Annotated in this window: 14 protein-coding genes and 1 pseudogene; 12 read left to right on the forward strand and 3 right to left on the reverse strand. The window is 59.5% G+C overall.

The genetic code is table 11. The annotated features are described in order from the left end of the window. Nucleotides 1–65 precede the first annotated feature (65 nt). Complete coding sequence (locus QE432_RS24775) at nucleotides 66–692, reverse strand: GDSL-type esterase/lipase family protein (protein WP_306627290.1); 627 nt, start codon at nucleotides 690–692, stop codon at nucleotides 66–68. 66 nt (nucleotides 693–758) lie between these two features. Next, nucleotides 759–1,670: a 2-dehydro-3-deoxygalactonokinase gene (locus tag QE432_RS24780; RefSeq protein ID WP_113049132.1), complete on the reverse strand. Its 912-nt coding sequence runs from the start codon at nucleotides 1,668–1,670 to the stop codon at nucleotides 759–761. Nucleotides 1,671–1,785: 115 nt separating this feature from the next. Here QE432_RS24780 and QE432_RS24785 point away from each other — a divergent pair, with 115 nt between their 5' ends. From QE432_RS24785 to QE432_RS24825, 9 genes and pseudogenes are all read left to right on the forward strand, one after another. Further along, nucleotides 1,786–2,694 (forward strand): dihydrodipicolinate synthase family protein, encoded by a 909-nt coding sequence (locus QE432_RS24785; protein WP_003517164.1) that lies wholly within the window; start codon nucleotides 1,786–1,788, stop codon nucleotides 2,692–2,694. Further along, the gene (locus QE432_RS24790) at nucleotides 2,691–3,857 is read left to right on the forward strand and encodes a mandelate racemase/muconate lactonizing enzyme family protein (protein WP_113049131.1); all 1,167 of its coding nucleotides are present in this window, start codon (nucleotides 2,691–2,693) and stop codon (nucleotides 3,855–3,857) included. The genes QE432_RS24785 and QE432_RS24790 overlap by 4 nt, the downstream gene beginning before the upstream one ends. A 24-nt stretch (nucleotides 3,858–3,881) precedes the next feature. Next, nucleotides 3,882–5,154 (forward strand): annotated as a pseudogene (locus QE432_RS24795) (ABC transporter substrate-binding protein). 67 nt (nucleotides 5,155–5,221) lie between these two features. Further along, on the forward strand, nucleotides 5,222–6,148 hold the full coding sequence (locus tag QE432_RS24800; RefSeq protein ID WP_019565778.1) for a carbohydrate ABC transporter permease: 927 nt from the start codon (nucleotides 5,222–5,224) through the stop codon (nucleotides 6,146–6,148). Between the two features lie 10 nt (nucleotides 6,149–6,158). Continuing rightward, nucleotides 6,159–6,989, forward strand: a complete 831-nt coding sequence (locus QE432_RS24805) for a carbohydrate ABC transporter permease (RefSeq protein ID WP_003492168.1) — start codon at nucleotides 6,159–6,161, stop codon at nucleotides 6,987–6,989. A 2-nt stretch (nucleotides 6,990–6,991) separates the two neighbouring features. After that, on the forward strand, nucleotides 6,992–8,074 hold the full coding sequence (locus QE432_RS24810) for an ABC transporter ATP-binding protein (RefSeq protein WP_013637454.1): 1,083 nt from the start codon (nucleotides 6,992–6,994) through the stop codon (nucleotides 8,072–8,074). After that, nucleotides 8,071–9,054 carry an NAD-dependent epimerase/dehydratase family protein gene (locus tag QE432_RS24815; protein WP_113049130.1) on the forward strand — a complete coding sequence of 328 codons (984 nt, stop codon included), beginning with the start codon at nucleotides 8,071–8,073 and terminating at the stop codon, nucleotides 9,052–9,054. The genes QE432_RS24810 and QE432_RS24815 overlap by 4 nt, the downstream gene beginning before the upstream one ends. Then, nucleotides 9,051–10,733: an SMP-30/gluconolactonase/LRE family protein gene (locus QE432_RS24820; RefSeq protein ID WP_113049129.1), complete on the forward strand. Its 1,683-nt coding sequence runs from the start codon at nucleotides 9,051–9,053 to the stop codon at nucleotides 10,731–10,733. Before QE432_RS24815 ends, QE432_RS24820 begins: the two co-directional genes overlap by 4 nt. Nucleotides 10,734–10,736: 3 nt before the next feature. Further along, nucleotides 10,737–11,498, forward strand: coding sequence for an SDR family NAD(P)-dependent oxidoreductase (locus QE432_RS24825; protein ID WP_306627293.1), 762 nt, complete (start codon nucleotides 10,737–10,739; stop codon nucleotides 11,496–11,498). A 457-nt stretch (nucleotides 11,499–11,955) separates the two neighbouring features. Here QE432_RS24825 and QE432_RS24830 read toward each other — a convergent pair whose 3' ends face one another. Then, a complete protein-coding gene (locus QE432_RS24830) occupies nucleotides 11,956–12,762 on the reverse strand; it encodes an AraC family transcriptional regulator (protein WP_162729766.1) in 807 nt (268 codons plus the stop codon). A gap of 71 nt (nucleotides 12,763–12,833) precedes the next feature. Here QE432_RS24830 and QE432_RS24835 point away from each other — a divergent pair, with 71 nt between their 5' ends. Genes QE432_RS24835 through QE432_RS24845 form a run of 3 tightly spaced genes read left to right on the forward strand, consistent with a single transcriptional unit; the run spans nucleotide 12,834 to nucleotide 15,408 of the window. Then, entirely contained in the window at nucleotides 12,834–13,205 is a 372-nt protein-coding gene (locus QE432_RS24835; protein WP_080802878.1) for a hypothetical protein, read from the forward strand. Next, nucleotides 13,202–15,205, forward strand: a complete 2,004-nt coding sequence (locus tag QE432_RS24840; protein WP_306627296.1) for an FUSC family protein — start codon at nucleotides 13,202–13,204, stop codon at nucleotides 15,203–15,205. Before QE432_RS24835 ends, QE432_RS24840 begins: the two co-directional genes overlap by 4 nt. Continuing rightward, on the forward strand, nucleotides 15,202–15,408 hold the full coding sequence (locus QE432_RS24845) for a DUF1656 domain-containing protein (RefSeq protein WP_019565787.1): 207 nt from the start codon (nucleotides 15,202–15,204) through the stop codon (nucleotides 15,406–15,408). Before QE432_RS24840 ends, QE432_RS24845 begins: the two co-directional genes overlap by 4 nt.

Here is a 15,408-nt window from a genome sequence, read left to right on the forward strand (position 1 = left end):
CCTGTGAACAATGCTGGGGACAGTTCGACTCCTTTCAAGAGCCAAAGATAAAGATTCCCCTTGTCTTAGTTCAACAGACCCAACTTTTTTCTAAGTGCTTCCGACCAGACCGCGTAGCCTGCCGTATTCAGGTGAACCAGATCGGGTAAATAATAATGGAACATCGGCAGGCCATTTTCACCAATGAGGCCGGCGTTCGGATCAAGCCATGTCGTGTGTTCGCGGCCGTTGCACCAGTCGCGCGCCGTCTGGTTGAAAAGATCGAATTCGTGGCGGTATATCCAGCGCGCCGGACTGGGCTTGATCGCCACAACAAAGACGTCCGCCTGCGGTAGCGCTCGAGAGATGCGATCGCGCAAATCCTTCAGGTGCGCAAGCGTCGTCTCAGCCTTGAGGCCGTCGCTGGCAATATCGTTTTCGCCGAAATAAAGCGCCACTCTACCTGGCTTCAAGGGAACCAGGAGCCGGTCGAGGTAGTGGCTGGCAGAGAGGTAAGTGCCACCGCCAAATCCCAGATTGACGATATCCAGCGAGCCGAGATCCTCGGTGACGGAGCTCCAGATTCGAAACGAGGATGAGCCATAAAAGGCGATCGGATTGTCTGGAAGGCCGATGCGCTGAATGCGGGCCAGAACGGCAATGATATCGTTTTCGTGACGGCTGGTGCCGATATTGGCTGGGAAGTCGTACATGATTGGTCCTAAAGATTGTCTTGAAAGCCGGATGCCGCCATTTCGGCAACCGGCGATCGGCAAGGGTTATAAAAGCGCTTGCCGCAGGACAGTCAGAGCGCCTTTTGTGAGGGCGTCATCCGCACCCATGGATGTCTTGAGCCCGAACACATCGGCCGCAACCAGATAGAGATCGTTCAGCCCGTCATTGCCGACGATAGCTGCCTCGTCTCCTTCCGCATACCATCCGGCCTCGCGGGCTTGCCGAAACTCCTGCCCGATGACCAGTCCCCGCACATAGGATCGCAACTGATCCGGCGAAAGCCGGCCCGCAAGCCCGCCGGTTCGCGCCGAAAACAGCAGCGACAGCATGGCGGCGGATCGTTTTGCCTCTGTCAGACCCCAGCGATAGGCCTCCTGATCATCGACCGGCGGCTGCGTGGAACCGCGCGCGATGAAGGAGTGATTGATAAGCAGGTTGAAGATTTCACCGGTGACGAATGTCTGGAAGCCATCGATCCTTCCCGCCGTCACCCGCGCCCATTTGCTGTGTGTTCCAGGGATGATGAGGGTGGCATCTTCGCCAAGGCCATGGCCGACGATTTGGGTTTCTTCACCACGCATCACGTCCGGGAAGGGCTGGCGGGCGGGATCGGTCAGACCGGGCAGGAACACGAGATCGGACCCGTTCGGCAGCGAACTGCGCACCGTGCCGGCGGCAAGTTCCGCCGGGCCGGCCGGGCACGGCACATAAGCGACCTCGACCCAGCCGTTGCGGCTGGTGATCATGCCGAGTGCGGCGACGGGCAAGGCCCCATGGCTTGAGAACCAGGGTGCGAGTGCATCCATCAGCGCCGCCTCGTGCTCACCCCTACCAAGGCTCGAAATACCGTCGGCGGTTTCAAGATGATCGAGTTCTTCGCCGCCTTCATCAACGAGCGCTGCCCTCAATGATGTCGTTCCCCAATCAACGATGATCGATGTCGCCGCTGCTGCCATGTCTTGAACCTCCTCGTTCATTTCATCTTGGGGCTTGTCATAGGTCGCAAGTCTATATAGTGTCAATTAGTGAATTCAAGGTATCAAAATATGATACTTAATCGGGAGGAGAAAGATGGTGGCTGGCCTTAAGGGGATTTTGCCTGTTCTGCCTACGCCGTTTCTGGCTGATGGCGGCATTGACGAAGCGGGTATGAAGCGACTGGTGGTCTTTGCGCTCGACAAGGGCGTCGATGGTGTCGTGTTTCCCGGTTTCGCCAGCGAGGTGGAGACTTTGAACGCCGCCGAGCGTGCGGCGTTGCTGAAAATTGTCGTGGATGTGGTGGCCGGACGGGTGCCGGTCGTGGCCGGGGCAAGTGCGGCAGACTGGCGTGATGTGGTTGAGCACGGGCGGGCGGCATCGGCGCTTGGCATCCGCCACCTGATGGTGCAGGTGCCCAAGTCGGTTGGCACGGATGCGCCGGCGCTGATCGAATTCCTCGGCAGGATCGTCGAGGCGCTGCCCGAAGTTGAAATCATTCTGCAGAATGCCCCTGCGCCGCGCGGCTCCGACCTTTCGCCGCAGGCGATCGTGGAGATCGTGCGGGCGTTGCCGCAGGTGACCTATGTCAAGGAAGAGACGCTTCCTGCCGGCCCAGCCATCAGCCACATCGTCGCCCATGCGCCTTCGACACTGAAGGGCGTCATCGGCGGGGGCGGCGCGCGTTACATTCTCGACGAATATGCCCGAGGTGCTACGGCCGCAATGCCGGCGCTGGAGATCGCCGAGGAACATGTTGCCATCGATCGGGCGCTTGTTGCCGGGCGGCAGGAGGAGGCTCGTCGGATTTATGTCCGCACCCTGCCTCTTCTGGTGCTGCAGGCGGTCTATCGCATGCGGCTGACCAAATATGTGCTGGCCCGTCGCGGCGTGATCGAAGGCGTCGGTGTGCGTGCGCCGACACCCGAGCTTGATGCGGCGGCCATTGCCGATATCGACGCCAATCTGGTTGAACTCGGCCTCGTTGCCGTGGAGGCCGCATGAACAGCCCCATCGCAAGCGTCGAAGTCTTCACCCTGACCCAGCCGCGCAAAGTGCCTTATCTCGGCGCCTTGCGTGAAGGTGAGGTGGTCAATCCCAACGGCTATATCGTGCGCAAGGGAAATCGGACGGTTTACCCGACCTTCGACCGCAGCGTCCTGGTGCGCATGACGACCGAGGCCGGCGTCGTGGGCTGGGGTGAGACCTACGGTATCGTCGCCCCCGGCGCGGTCGCCGCTCTCATCAACGATCTTCTCGCCGGTTTCGTGATCGGCCGCGATGCTTCGGACCCTTCGGCGATCTATGACGACCTTTACGACATGATGCGGGTGCGCGGTTATACCGGCGGCTTCTACGTGGATGCGCTCGCCGCGCTCGATATTGCGCTATGGGATATTGCCGGACAGGAAGCCGGCAAGTCCGTTCGCGACCTGCTCGGCGGCGGCGTGGATACGTTTCCAGCCTATGTTTCAGGCCTGCCTGAAAAGACGCTCAAGGCCCGCGGGGAATTGGCGAAATACTGGCAGGACCGCGGTTTCAACGCCTTCAAGTTCGCAACGCCGGTGGCAGACGATGGCCCGGCGGCCGAAATGGCGAATCTCCGGAAGGTGCTTGGACCCGATGCAAAGATTGCCGCCGACATGCACTGGAACCAAACGCCGGAACGGGCGCTGGAACTGATTGCCGAAATGCAGCCCTTCGACCCTTGGTTCGCAGAGGCTCCGGTCTGGACGGAGGACATTGCCGGTCTGGAGAAGGTTTCGAAGAATACCGAAGTGCCGATTGCAGTTGGTGAGGAATGGCGCACCCATTGGGATATGCGCGCCCGCGTCGAGCGCTGCCGCATTGCGATCGTGCAGCCGGAAATGGGCCATAAGGGTATCACCAATTTCATCCGTATCGGTGCTCTTGCTTCCGAGCACGGCATCGATGTCATCCCGCACGCCACCGTTGGCGCCGGCATATTTCTTGCCGCCAGCCTGCAGGCGTCGTCGACATTGCCAACGCTCAAAGGTCACGAATTCCAGCATTCGATCTTCGAGCCGAACCGTCACCTGCTGGAAGGCGACATGGATTGCCGGGAGGGCGGGTATCACCTGCCGTCCGGACCCGGACTTGGGGTAAGGCCGTCGGAGGCGGCACTCGGTCTGATTAAACGTATCTGAACTGGTTTTTTGGAGGAGGAAGCCATGAACAAAACAATAAGCCGATTGGCGCTCGGCACCGCGACCGCCGTTTTGATGACAATGGGCAGCCTTGCCCCGGCCAAGGCCGATACCGTTCTGAAATTCATTTCCTGGCAGACGGACGATGCCGGCACCGGCGAATGGTGGCATTCGGCCATTGCCGCCTTCGAAAAACAGCATCCGGGCGTGAAAATCGAATTCACCAAGGCGGAACGCAGCTCCTATGCCGACACGATGACGACGCTTTTTGCGGCCAACCAGCCGCCGCAGATCGTGCATCTGGCATCCTTCGAGTTTCAGATGTTCGCCGATAGTGGATGGTTGGAGCCGCTCGACCCGTGGCTGAAGAAGGACGGCATCGACATGACGGGCTGGGCCGGCCAGCAGAAATGCGAATGGAATGGCGAAACCGTCTGCATCATGACCAACTATTTCGGTTTCGTCATGGCCTACAACAAGAAGCTTCTCGAAGAAGCGGGCGTCACGGTTCCGAAGACCTATGACGAGTTTCTGGCCGCGGCAAAAGCGACGACAAAGGATCTGAACGGCGACGGCATTATCGACCAGTTCGGCACAGGCCATGAAACGAAAGGCGGTCCGGGTCAATATCTGACGGAGATGCTGAACTACATCCTCGACGCTGGCGCCTACTGGACCGACAAGGACGGCAATATCACCATCGATACGCCGCAGATGGTGGAGGGTCTTTCACGCTGGAAAACCGTGATGAAGAGCGGGATCAGCCCGGTCGACATGAGCGCCAGCGACGTGCGCAAGCTGTTTGCCGATGGCAAGATGGCCATGCGGCTGGACGGCCCCTGGCTTTACGGCACCACCGAAAAAGGTTCGGCCAAGACTGACATCATTTACGCCGCACCGCCGCTTCATCCGCCGCTTGGCGGTTCGTCCAATGTACTCGCCATGCCGGCCGATATTCCCGACGACCAGAAGGCATTGGTCTGGGATTTCATCAAGTTGACGATGTCACCGGAATTCCAGCGCAGCTATGCCACCCTTGGCGGCAACACCCCGCCAAGCCCGAAGGCCGACGTCTCGGGTGTTGAAAAGACCATCCCGCATTTTCCGGTGCTGATCGAGACGATGAAGGCCGCGTCCGAGGCGGGGATCGACCGCATTCCGACCGGACTTGAGCTCTTCTACAACGAGTTCAGCAAGATGGTGATGGAAGAAAGCCAGCGGAATGATCATTCAGGATCTCGATCCGGCGGCGGTGGCGAAAACCATGCAGGCAAAGGCCGAAGCCATCAAGGGTTGATCCCGTTGTCTTGCCATGGCCCGGAAAGGGCCATGGCCATCATCCGCATCCGGCAGGAGGACCATCCATGACCGAACCCGTTCGGGCTGGGCGTCGCAAGTTCTTCGATCTTGCGCGCCCCAGCCGGCAACATCTCCTCGGCTATATTCTGATCGCGCCCGCAGTCCTGATGGTTGCCGCCATCATCGTCTGGCCGCTCGTTTTGGCCATCGACCTGTCGTTCCAGCAGGTCAAGATACCAAGGCTTGGCGGTGCCAGCCGGCCGTTTTCGCTGAGCAATTATACATGGTTGTTCTCCTCGCCGGAATTCTGGCTGGCCTGCTGGGTGACGCTGAAGCTGGTTATCGTCGTAACCGCCGGCAGCGTCGCAGTCGGCCTCAGCACGGCGCTTCTCGCCAATAATCGCTTCAAGGGCCGCACCGTCGCGCGGCTGGGAATGGCGCTGCCCTGGGCGGTGCCGGAAATCATCGCGGTCGTCATCTTTGCGTGGATGTTCGACACGTCCTTCGGCCTGTTGGGTTGGCTGGCGATCAAGCTCGGTTTCACCGACCAGATGATCCCCTGGGTCAGCAGTTCCACGGCCGCCTTCTGGGCCGTTGCCATCACCATGGTGTGGAAGGGCTTTCCTTTCGTGTCGATCATGTGTCTGGCCGGTCTGCAGTCTATTCCCACCGATTATTACGCCGCTGCCAAGGTGGATGGCGCCAGTGTCTGGCAGCGTTTCCGCTGGATCACCATGCCGTTGCTGATGCCGGTTCTCGGGGTCACGCTCGTGCTGACACTGTTGTGGGTATTCCGCGACTTTTCCATCATCAAGGTTCTGACCGGCGGCGGCCCGCTGCGTTCAACCCAGACGCTGTCGATCATGACCTACGACCAGGCCTTCCAGTATCACAACTTCGGTCGCGCTGCCGCCGTCGGCGTGCTGACGCTGGTGATCTGCATCATTGCCAGCCTGCTGATGCTCGGCCGGCGCTCGAAATCAATCTACTGAGGAGGCTTTGATGAAACGTAGCTTTGCACAGAGCCTTGCCCTCTACGCGACGGTGATCTTTACGCTTGTGATGATCCTGTTCCCGGTCTACTGGCTGCTGGTTACCGCCCTTTCCACCACCGACGAACTCTACCGCCTGCCACCCACTTTCTGGCCGGACGATCCGCAATGGGACATTTTTGCCCGTGTCTGGGCGGCAAAGCCGATCCTTCTATGGCTGTGGAATTCGATGCTTGCGGCTGTCGGCTCGGTTGCGCTGTCGATGCTGGTTTCGGTCAGCGCCGGTTACGCCCTGTCCCGCTATTCGATGCGGGGTGGCGCTACCATGGGAATGTTCGTTCTCACAGCCAAGATGTTGCCCGCCACGCTACTCGTCATCCCGCTGTTTTCGATCTTTTCGAGCTTCGGTTTGATCGGCAGTCTATGGACGCTTGTGCTTGCACATTCGACCATGATCATTCCCTTCGCAACCTGGATGCTGAAGGGTTATTTCGACACGATCCCCAAGGAACTGGAACAGGCTGCCATGGTCGATGGCTGCTCGCCGATCGGCGCCATGGTGCGTGTCGTGCTTCCCATCGCAACACCGGGGCTTGCCGCCACCGCGCTTTACGCCTTTGTGCTCAGCTGGGCCGATTACGCCTATGCGCGCACCTTTCTGGTCAACTCGCCGGACAACTGGACCGCCAATCTCGGCATCACCACGATGCAGGGCGAATATGTCACCTATTGGAACGACATCTCCGCCGCATCGGTGTTCATCGCGCTGCCGATCATCGCAATCTATCTGTTCCTTGAACGTTATTTGGTCGGCGGTTTGACCGCTGGCGCGGAGAAATAAGCATGGCCAATATTTCCATTCGCAACGTCAGCAAGTCCTATGGCGCGCTCAACGTGCTCAGGCCCTTTTCGCTTGAGATCGAGAACGGCGAGTTCGTGGTGCTGGTCGGACCTTCCGGTTGCGGCAAGTCGACGATGTTGAAAATCCTTGCTGGTCTCGAACCGGCAAGCGAAGGGCAGATCTTCATCGGCGACAATGAAGTCACGGATCTGGCGCCCGGGGACCGCGATATAGCCATGGTGTTTCAGAATTATGCGCTCTATCCGCATCTGACGGTTCGCCAGAACATCGGCTTCGGGCTGAAGATGCGCGGCACGGACAGGCATGAGATTGACCGCCGGGTCGACGATGCGGCGCGCATTCTGGAAGTGACGCCCTATCTGGATCGCAAGCCCAAGGACCTGTCAGGCGGTCAGCGGCAGCGCGTGGCTCTGGGACGAGCGATCGTGCGCCAGCCGCAAGCCTTCCTCATGGACGAGCCGCTGTCCAACCTCGATGCCAAGCTGCGTGTCCATATGCGTGCCGAAATCGGCGCTTTGCACAAACGCATCGGGGTCACAACCGTCTACGTGACGCATGACCAGGTCGAAGCCATGACCATGGCGGACCGGGTAGTGATCATGCAGGGCGGCATCATCCAGCAGATTGCCGCACCAGACGAACTGTTCAACAACCCGGCCAATCTTTTCGTTGCCGGTTTCATCGGCTCGCCGGGCATGAACTTCCTCAATGCGCAACTGCGTGACGGCACTGTTACCCTGTTTGGGCAACATGTTTCCGTGCCGGGCGCGGCTGATCGCCAAGGCAGCGTGATCGTCGGTCTGCGGCCGGAACATCTCGTTCTCGGCGATGCGCCGGTCACCTTCGATGTTCACCCGACGCTGGTGGAAAGCCTCGGATCGGAAAAATACGTCTATTTCGACGCGGAAGGCGCAAGGGTGGCCGATGGCGAGGAGGGCAAGTCCAAGGGTCTGATCGCGCGCGTCTCGCATACCGGCAATCTTCCTGGCAACGAGGCACTCCGGCTCGGGTTCGATCCGGCCAAGCTTTATCTCTTCGATGCAAAGACCGGAGAACGGCTATGATCCTCGTCACCGGATCGGCGGGCCGTGTCGGTCGTGCCGCTGTCGCCGCCTTGCGCGCACAGGGCCGCACCGTTCGCGGTTTTGATCTCAGGCCATCGGGAACCGGCGGCGAGGAAGTCGTCGGGTCGCTGGAGGATGCGCAGGCACTGTCCGAAGCTATGAAGGGCGTGAGCGCCGTCCTGCATCTGGGAGCCTTCATGTCCTGGGCTCCGGCGGATCGCGATCGTATGTTCGCTGTCAATGTCGAGGGTACGCGCCGGCTTCTGGATGCCGCTTCAGCGGCTGGCCTGCGGCGTTTCGTGTTCGCTTCCTCAGGCGAGGTCTATCCGGAAAACCGACCGGAATTCCTGCCGGTCACCGAGGATCATCCGCTTTGCCCCAACTCGCCCTATGGCCTGACCAAGCTTTTGGGCGAAGAGCTGGTGCGCTTTCACCAGCGAAGCGGCACCATGGAAACGGTGATCCTGCGGTTTTCGCATACGCAGGATGCGGCGGAACTGCTGGACGAAGAGAGTTTCTTTTCCGGTCCCCGGTTTTTCTTACGGCCACGCATTCGCCAGCAGCAGAATTTCGGAAACGTTGCTATCGCCGAATTGCTCCAGTCCCGAGATATCGGTGAGCCGTCGCACATTCTGTCGCGCAACAAAAACGGCCGTCCATTCCGTATGCACGTTACCGATACGCGCGACATGGTGGCAGGAATTCTGCTCGCTCTCGATCACCCCGAGGCGGCGGGTGGCACCTTCAATCTCGGTTCCGATGAACCGGCCGATTTCGCCGAGCTTCTGCCGAAGATTGCGGCGCTGACCGGCCTTCCCATCGTGACAGTCGATTTTCCCGGCGACGGCGTTTATTACCATACGTCCAACGAGCGGATCAGAAACACTTTGGGGTTTGAAGCAGAATGGACGATGGACCGGATGCTGGACGAAGCGGCGGCGGCAAGGCTGGAGCGACGCGCGAAGGAGCAGAGGCGATGAAGCCCGATACCCCGGGCGGCACGGCGGCGCTGGCCAAGGGGCTGACCCTGCTCGATATGGTTGCCGACGCGCCGGAACCGCTACGTTTTGCCGAGTTGTTGCGCGCCTCCGGCTTGCCGAAGCCGACCTTTGCACGCATCCTGCGCACCCTTATCGCCTATGGTCTCGTCCGTCAGGATGCGGCCCGTGGCACTTATGTTCTGGGCCAGCGTTTTCTGGAAATGTCCCATAGGGTCTGGGAGAGTTTCGATCTTGTCTCGGCGGCGACCCCGGAACTCGAGCGGCTGGCGGCCGAACTGGGGGAAACGGTTGCGCTGTGCCGGCTTGACGGCACGATGACGCAATATCTGGCCGAACGTTCGCCGAATGGCCTTTCTGTGCGCGTCGAGGTAGGGCGCCGCGTCCCCCTGCATTGCACGGCACCCGGCAAGGCACTGCTCGCCTTTCAGGACCCCGCCGTCGGCCGCGCCCTCTTGGACCGTCTGACGCTGGATGTGCAGACCCCGAAAAGCATCACCACGCTCGATGCGCTCCAGGCCGACCTGACGTTGACCCGGGCACGTGGTTATTCGATTTCGTATGAGGAGCACTTGCCAGGTGTAAATTCGGCAGCCGCGCCTGTCATGGGTCGCGACAATACGCCGATCGGCGTGCTTGTTGCGCTTGGCCCATCATCGCGGCTCAGTTCCTCCAATATCCATCCAGCCGGGCGCGAATTGATTGCTGCCGCCCGCCGTATCACGGGTGCGGCTGGGGCTGTCGCCATTAGTTCCAGGCCCAGACCCCGGTCTGTCACCGGCCGTCCGAGTGCCGAGCTGAGTTGCGTCTTGCCATGGGGCGCACAGCTTGGCGAGAGTCCAGTGTGGCACGATGGCGAAAATACGCTCTACTGGGTCGATATTCTACATCCCGCTGTCCACCGGTTTGATCCAGCGAGTGGCCGGAACGAAACCTGCGAGACTGGGAAGTTGGTCAGCGCGGTCATTCCGGTTCGCGGTGGGCGTCTGCTGGTGGCGTCTCAGGATGGGATCGAATGGCTGGATTTTGCATCAGGTCGCCTCACACCCTTCGTCAGCCCGGAGGCTGGCATCGTCGACAACCGCTTGAATGATGCCAAATGCGGGCCTGACGGCGCGATATGGGTGGGATCGATGAGGATTGACGCCTCCAAGCCCACGGGTGCGCTTTATCGTATCAGCACCGATGGCGCATTCGAACGCAAGGAAGGCGGCATCATCGTCTCCAACGGCCTCGGCTGGAGCGCGGATGGGAAAACCTTCTACTTTGTTGACACGGTACCTGGCCTCATCCACGCCTATGATTGCGATCCCGCGACCGGAACGCTGTCGGGATGCCGCGAATTCGCACGCATTCCCGTCGCTGACGGCAGGCCGGACGGTCTTGCGGTGGACGCGGAAGGAGGGGTCTGGTGTGCGATCTGGGATGGCTGGTCCGTGCGCCGTTATCTTCCAAACGGGAAGCTCGACCAGGTAATTGAGATGCCGGTGCCCCGTCCCACCAGCATCGCCTTTGGTGGCCCGGATCTGTCGACGCTGTTCATCACCAGCGCCCGCACTCGCCTGCCGGCCTCGACACTCGCCGACGCGCCTCTGTCAGGTGGTCTGTTTTCCTGCCGCCCGGGAGTTTCCGGTGCGCACGTCTCATTGTTCGAAGGATAAAGGATGAACCTTGAAAACATCTTTGGCCTGAAGGGCCGCGTGGCGCTCGTTACCGGTTCAAGCCGTGGGATAGGAGCGGCGATTGCCGAAGGGTTGGCTGGGGCAGGTGCCCATGTCATCCTGCATGGCGTCAAGCCGGGCGCCACAGCGGCTGTACATGAGCGGATTGTTAGGCAAGGGGGAGCGGCGGATCATCTGGCAGGCGATCTCTCCGAAGTCGGGGCTGGTCGGGATCTTATCGAGCGAGCAGAGGCGATCGCACCACTCGACATCCTTGTTATCAACGCCAGTGCCCAGATCAATGCCACTCTATCGGCGCTGACGCCAGGTGATCTGGCGTTTCAACTGGCGGTCAATCTGGGCTCGACGGTCGACATGCTGCAGACGGCACTGCCGCGAATGTCGGCTCGGAAATGGGGCAGGATCGTCTCCATAGGATCAGTCAATCAGCTAAGGCCCAAAAGCGTCGTTACCGCCTATGCGGCGACAAAGGCCGCACAGCACAATTTAATTCAAAGTCAGGCTAGAGATTATGCCCGCGACAACGTGTTGCTCAATACTCTCGCTCCCGGCCTCATCGATACGGACCGCAACGCTCATCGCCGCGTCGAGGACCCGGAGGGCTGGAATGAATATGTAAGCGCACTGAACTGGATGGGGCGGGCCGGGCGACCGGAAGAGATGGTGGGGGCAGCTGTCTTTCTGGCGTCGGAGGCATGTAGTTTCATGACGGGCGAAACGATTTTTCTCACCGGAGGTTATTGAGCGGGTGGATATTGAAAAAATGCAAAATGTCCCGAACGCAGGTGTTGGCCCAGCAACTTTTGCGGTGATCGTCTGGAGAGGTCGTCATTCGAAAAACCAGCGCCGATAATGTGGCGATTGTGCGGGCCTGGCTTCGACGTTGTCATCACCGAACTGCCGCATACTATCATCCACTCATGCGTCTGCTTGATTTGCCGAACTTCATCCTCACGCCGCATGTGGCGTGGGTAAGAAGCGCAGCGGTCCAGTCGCTGGTCTATCAGCTGATCGACAATGTCGAGGCGTTCTAGCGCGCCCTTCGTTTGACCGTTATAGCTTCTCATGTAATCGAGAAATGCGCGCATGGCGGCACGTGGGAGGCGGGTCGTAAAAACCATTGCGGTAGGAGAGTGTCCATTGGGAGGAAGCTCCGCCAGCCGGCCGATTTCCTTTCAGGTGTCGCTGTACCTCCTAACGTTCAGCGGTCGAAGTTTCCCAGATATCGGGCAGGCGATGTGCCAAGCGCTTTCTTGAACATGGTTATGAATGCAGAGACGGATTGATATCCAAGATCCCCCGAAACCTGCTGCACCGTTGCCCCCGCTGCAAGGCTTCGGATTGCGACAATCACCTGCAATTGTTGTCGCCAGCGGCCGAAGGTAAGGCCCGTTTCGCTTTGAACGAGACGGGCGAGCGAATTCTCACTCATCGCCACTCGTTTTGCCCATTGCGCCATCGTACTGCGATTGGATGGATCGTCTGCCAGCTCGGATGCGATGCGTGCAAGCCGGGGCTCGTCCGTCAGCGGGAGGTGAAGATGCTCGACCGGCATCCGCGACAATGCCGACAGAAGCAGCGTTTCCATGAGCTCTAAGTCTGCAGTCGCGGCAGCCGATTGGTCGGCCATCTCGATGATCAGTTCCCTGACGAGCGGAGACAGGGAAAGCGTGCAGCACCGGTTCGGCAGATCGGCAGCCCCCGGCTCGATGAACAGGAAGAACAAACGTGCGTTGGCGGTGGCCACATTGCTGTGAAGCATGCCCCCTGGAACCCAGACGCCACAATGAGGCGGAACCATCCACATGCCGCTTGGGACGCGACAAGTCACGCCTCCCAGCAGCGGCATGACAAGCTGGCCCTTACGGTGCTGGTGTTCGGGAGCCTCGCGTTCATTCTGAGACACGTCGATCCTCACAGCGCGGACGCGCGATGAAGAGCTTTCGACATCATGGTCGGCGAGGGCACCGGACAGGGATAGTTGTGGCTGGGGGTATTTAGTGATCATTAGAGGGAATATCTAAATTCGTCCGATCGGTTTGTCGATAGGGTCATCTCGCAAGAAGCTGGAGGGTGATCATGGCACTTCAAAAACACAACGACCGCTGGTGGTCGGATATCGTCCGGACCGAAATTCGTCTGTCCTCGAAAGGACCTCGCAGGCTCTGCATCCTGCCCCCATCCCTGATGGGGACAAGGCCGGATCGTGCCGCTGTTCTGAAAAGGATTACAGGCATTCTTTTTTCGAAAGCCCGAGCGTTGCTTGCCCGCCAGCCTCCGGCTATGTCGACTGTTGTGCGCGATGACCCTGCCGAAGCCTATTTGCACGCCTGCCTCGCTGCACCATTCTTTTTCTATGTGTCGCCAGCGACCTACGGCCTCGCAGACAATGTTACCACCGATGAAAAAGGCATCGAGCGCAAGGCCACACTGCCGGGGGATGAGGTGTGAGTTCCCGGCCAGTTGTCACCAGCGGGAACGTCATCTTTTCGCTGAAAACATTCCTTGCGGCCATGGCGGCATATCTTGCAGCCATCTGCTTCGATCTCAACCGGCCGTCCTGGGCAGTTGCAACCGTCTACATCGTCGCTCATCCCCTGTCCGGCGCGATCTCGTCAAAATCGGCATATCGGCTGCTGGGCACAATCATCGGCGGTGGTGCAACGATCCTCATGGTCCCGAATCTTGTGAACGAACCTATACTTCTTTCCGGCGCGATCATCCTGTGGGTCTCCGGGTGTACCTTCGTCAGTCTCCTTGATCGCACACCGCGTAGTTATATTTGCCTGTTGGCGGGCTATACCGTGCTTCTTGCAGGACTGCCGCTCGTCAACGCTCCGGTAAACACCTTCGATATTGTCGTTTCCCGCACCGAGGAGATCGGCCTCGCAATCATCTGCGCGTCGATTGTCAGTCACGTTGTTTTTCCGGTTCACGTGGGGACGACCCTTCTCAACCGGATCGATGGATGGATGGCCAGGGCGCAGGAGCTTTTCGAAGCCACAGCAACCGGAAAAAAGGACGGAAACCAAAGCCGGATGGAACGCCACGCCCTGGCGGCAGAGGCTGCCGATCTGCGGTCGTTCGCGGTTCATCTTCAATATGACGGATCCAGATACCAAAGCAGAGTGGCACTGGTATGGTCGCTGCAGCACCGGATGCTTTCCTTTCTGCCGCTACTGAGCGAACTGGAGGATTTGCGACGATCACTGGGCAGGTTTGACCCGGCTGGCCGGGAAAAGGCATTGACGATAATTGCCGAGATGGATTCGAGACCGAGAGGCTCCTCCTCCACGATCGATGCGCTCGCCTTCTCCACCTCGCCTCCGACATGGGAAAAACTTCTTCTCGTCAAATTTGCCCGAGATCTGCGGGATGTTGTTCGGCTCTCTGACGAGTGCCTCACTCTTCGAAAATCCATTGAAGATGAGGGCGGACGTAGAGCGGCTGGCGCGTCTGACAGAATGCCTGCACCGCATCGGGATATCGGAATGGCTTTGCTGTCATCGCTGACGGTTGCAGCATGCCTTGTCACCTCCCTCTTCTTCTGGATCGCAACGGGCTGGTCCGACGGGGTTACCTTCGCCCAGATATCGGGCGTCCTTTGTTGCCTCCTCGCCACCATGGATGATCCGGTCCCTGCCATGCGCAAGTTTGTCAATGTGACGATCGGTGCGGCGATTGCGGCATTCATCTACGGCTTTGAGATCCTTCCGGCAGTCGACGGTTTTGCGTCGCTCGCCGCTGTTTTGGGACTATTTCTGATACCGGCGGGCCTATGTCTCGCAGTGCCTTCGCTTGCCCTCGTCGGCATGGGTCTTTGCATAAATTTTCCGCTGCTTCTTACCCTTCAGGCCTATCCAGCGACAGACTTCATCAGCTTCGTCAATGCCGCAGCGGCGACCATACTCGCAATGGTCTGGACGATCACGGTTTGCAGCCTCCTTCGATCCGTGCGAAGCGAGACAAATGACAGAAGGCTTTTTTCTGTTATCCGGAAACATGTCGTAAGCATCGCGGTTGGCAAGCAATCCGACGTCCTGGTCACCCACCATCGCATGATCGACGTTGCCGGCCTGTTAGCCTTACGAATGGCAAAACGACCAGCGGTCTTGGAAATTGGCGACTGCGACCTCTTGAGGGAGGTCCGGGCAGGGCTGCATCTGCTTGCAATGCAGGAGCTTGTGCCCAAGGCTTCGAACGGTATCCGGCTCGCCGCCAAACCGGCCTTTCAGGCGGTCGCAGCCCTGTACGGTGCCCGTGCCGCTAAAGGTGAGGGCTCCGTGGAAAAGGCGGTGCAGGCGCTGGATGGTATGATCCTTTCCCCCGCGGCCGCCACCGCGATGGATACCGAGCTTCTGATGCGCGCCGTTGCACTTCGCCTCTGCATTGCTCCGGACGCTTACGCTCCCGTTTACCCAACAGCCGGGGCGGGGAGGAAGCCCGCGTGACGGAGCAGGTCGAACTCTATGGCGTCTTTCTGCCCTCGCTCGCGGCGCACGCATTGTTTGCGTATGCAGCCTTGCGCCTTCTCACATCGCTTCTCGGCAAGATCGCATTCTACCGTATGGTTTGGCACCGCTCACTGTTTAACCTTGCGCTGTACATTACCCTTGTCGGCGGATTTTCTGCCGCTATCAACTGGTTTCAATGA

The organism is Agrobacterium sp. SORGH_AS_0745, from assembly GCF_030818995.1.
Taxonomy (GTDB): Bacteria; Pseudomonadota; Alphaproteobacteria; order Rhizobiales; family Rhizobiaceae; genus Agrobacterium; species Agrobacterium tumefaciens.

Bases quoted from the DNA above. Each gene is read 5' to 3' on its own strand.
- QE432_RS24775 (WP_306627290.1), bottom strand. From the start codon at position 692: ATGTACGACTTCCCAGCCAATATCGGCACCAGCCGTCACGAAAACGAT.
- QE432_RS24780 (WP_113049132.1), bottom strand. From the start codon at position 1,670: ATGGCAGCAGCGGCGACATCGATCATCGTTGATTGGGGAACGACATCA.
- QE432_RS24785 (WP_003517164.1), top strand. From the start codon at position 1,786: ATGGTGGCTGGCCTTAAGGGGATTTTGCCTGTTCTGCCTACGCCGTTT.
- QE432_RS24790 (WP_113049131.1), top strand. From the start codon at position 2,691: ATGAACAGCCCCATCGCAAGCGTCGAAGTCTTCACCCTGACCCAGCCG.
- QE432_RS24800 (WP_019565778.1), top strand. From the start codon at position 5,222: ATGACCGAACCCGTTCGGGCTGGGCGTCGCAAGTTCTTCGATCTTGCG.
- QE432_RS24805 (WP_003492168.1), top strand. From the start codon at position 6,159: ATGAAACGTAGCTTTGCACAGAGCCTTGCCCTCTACGCGACGGTGATC.
- QE432_RS24810 (WP_013637454.1), top strand. From the start codon at position 6,992: ATGGCCAATATTTCCATTCGCAACGTCAGCAAGTCCTATGGCGCGCTC.
- QE432_RS24815 (WP_113049130.1), top strand. From the start codon at position 8,071: ATGATCCTCGTCACCGGATCGGCGGGCCGTGTCGGTCGTGCCGCTGTC.
- QE432_RS24820 (WP_113049129.1), top strand. From the start codon at position 9,051: ATGAAGCCCGATACCCCGGGCGGCACGGCGGCGCTGGCCAAGGGGCTG.
- QE432_RS24825 (WP_306627293.1), top strand. From the start codon at position 10,737: ATGAACCTTGAAAACATCTTTGGCCTGAAGGGCCGCGTGGCGCTCGTT.
- QE432_RS24830 (WP_162729766.1), bottom strand. From the start codon at position 12,762: ATGATCACTAAATACCCCCAGCCACAACTATCCCTGTCCGGTGCCCTC.
- QE432_RS24835 (WP_080802878.1), top strand. From the start codon at position 12,834: ATGGCACTTCAAAAACACAACGACCGCTGGTGGTCGGATATCGTCCGG.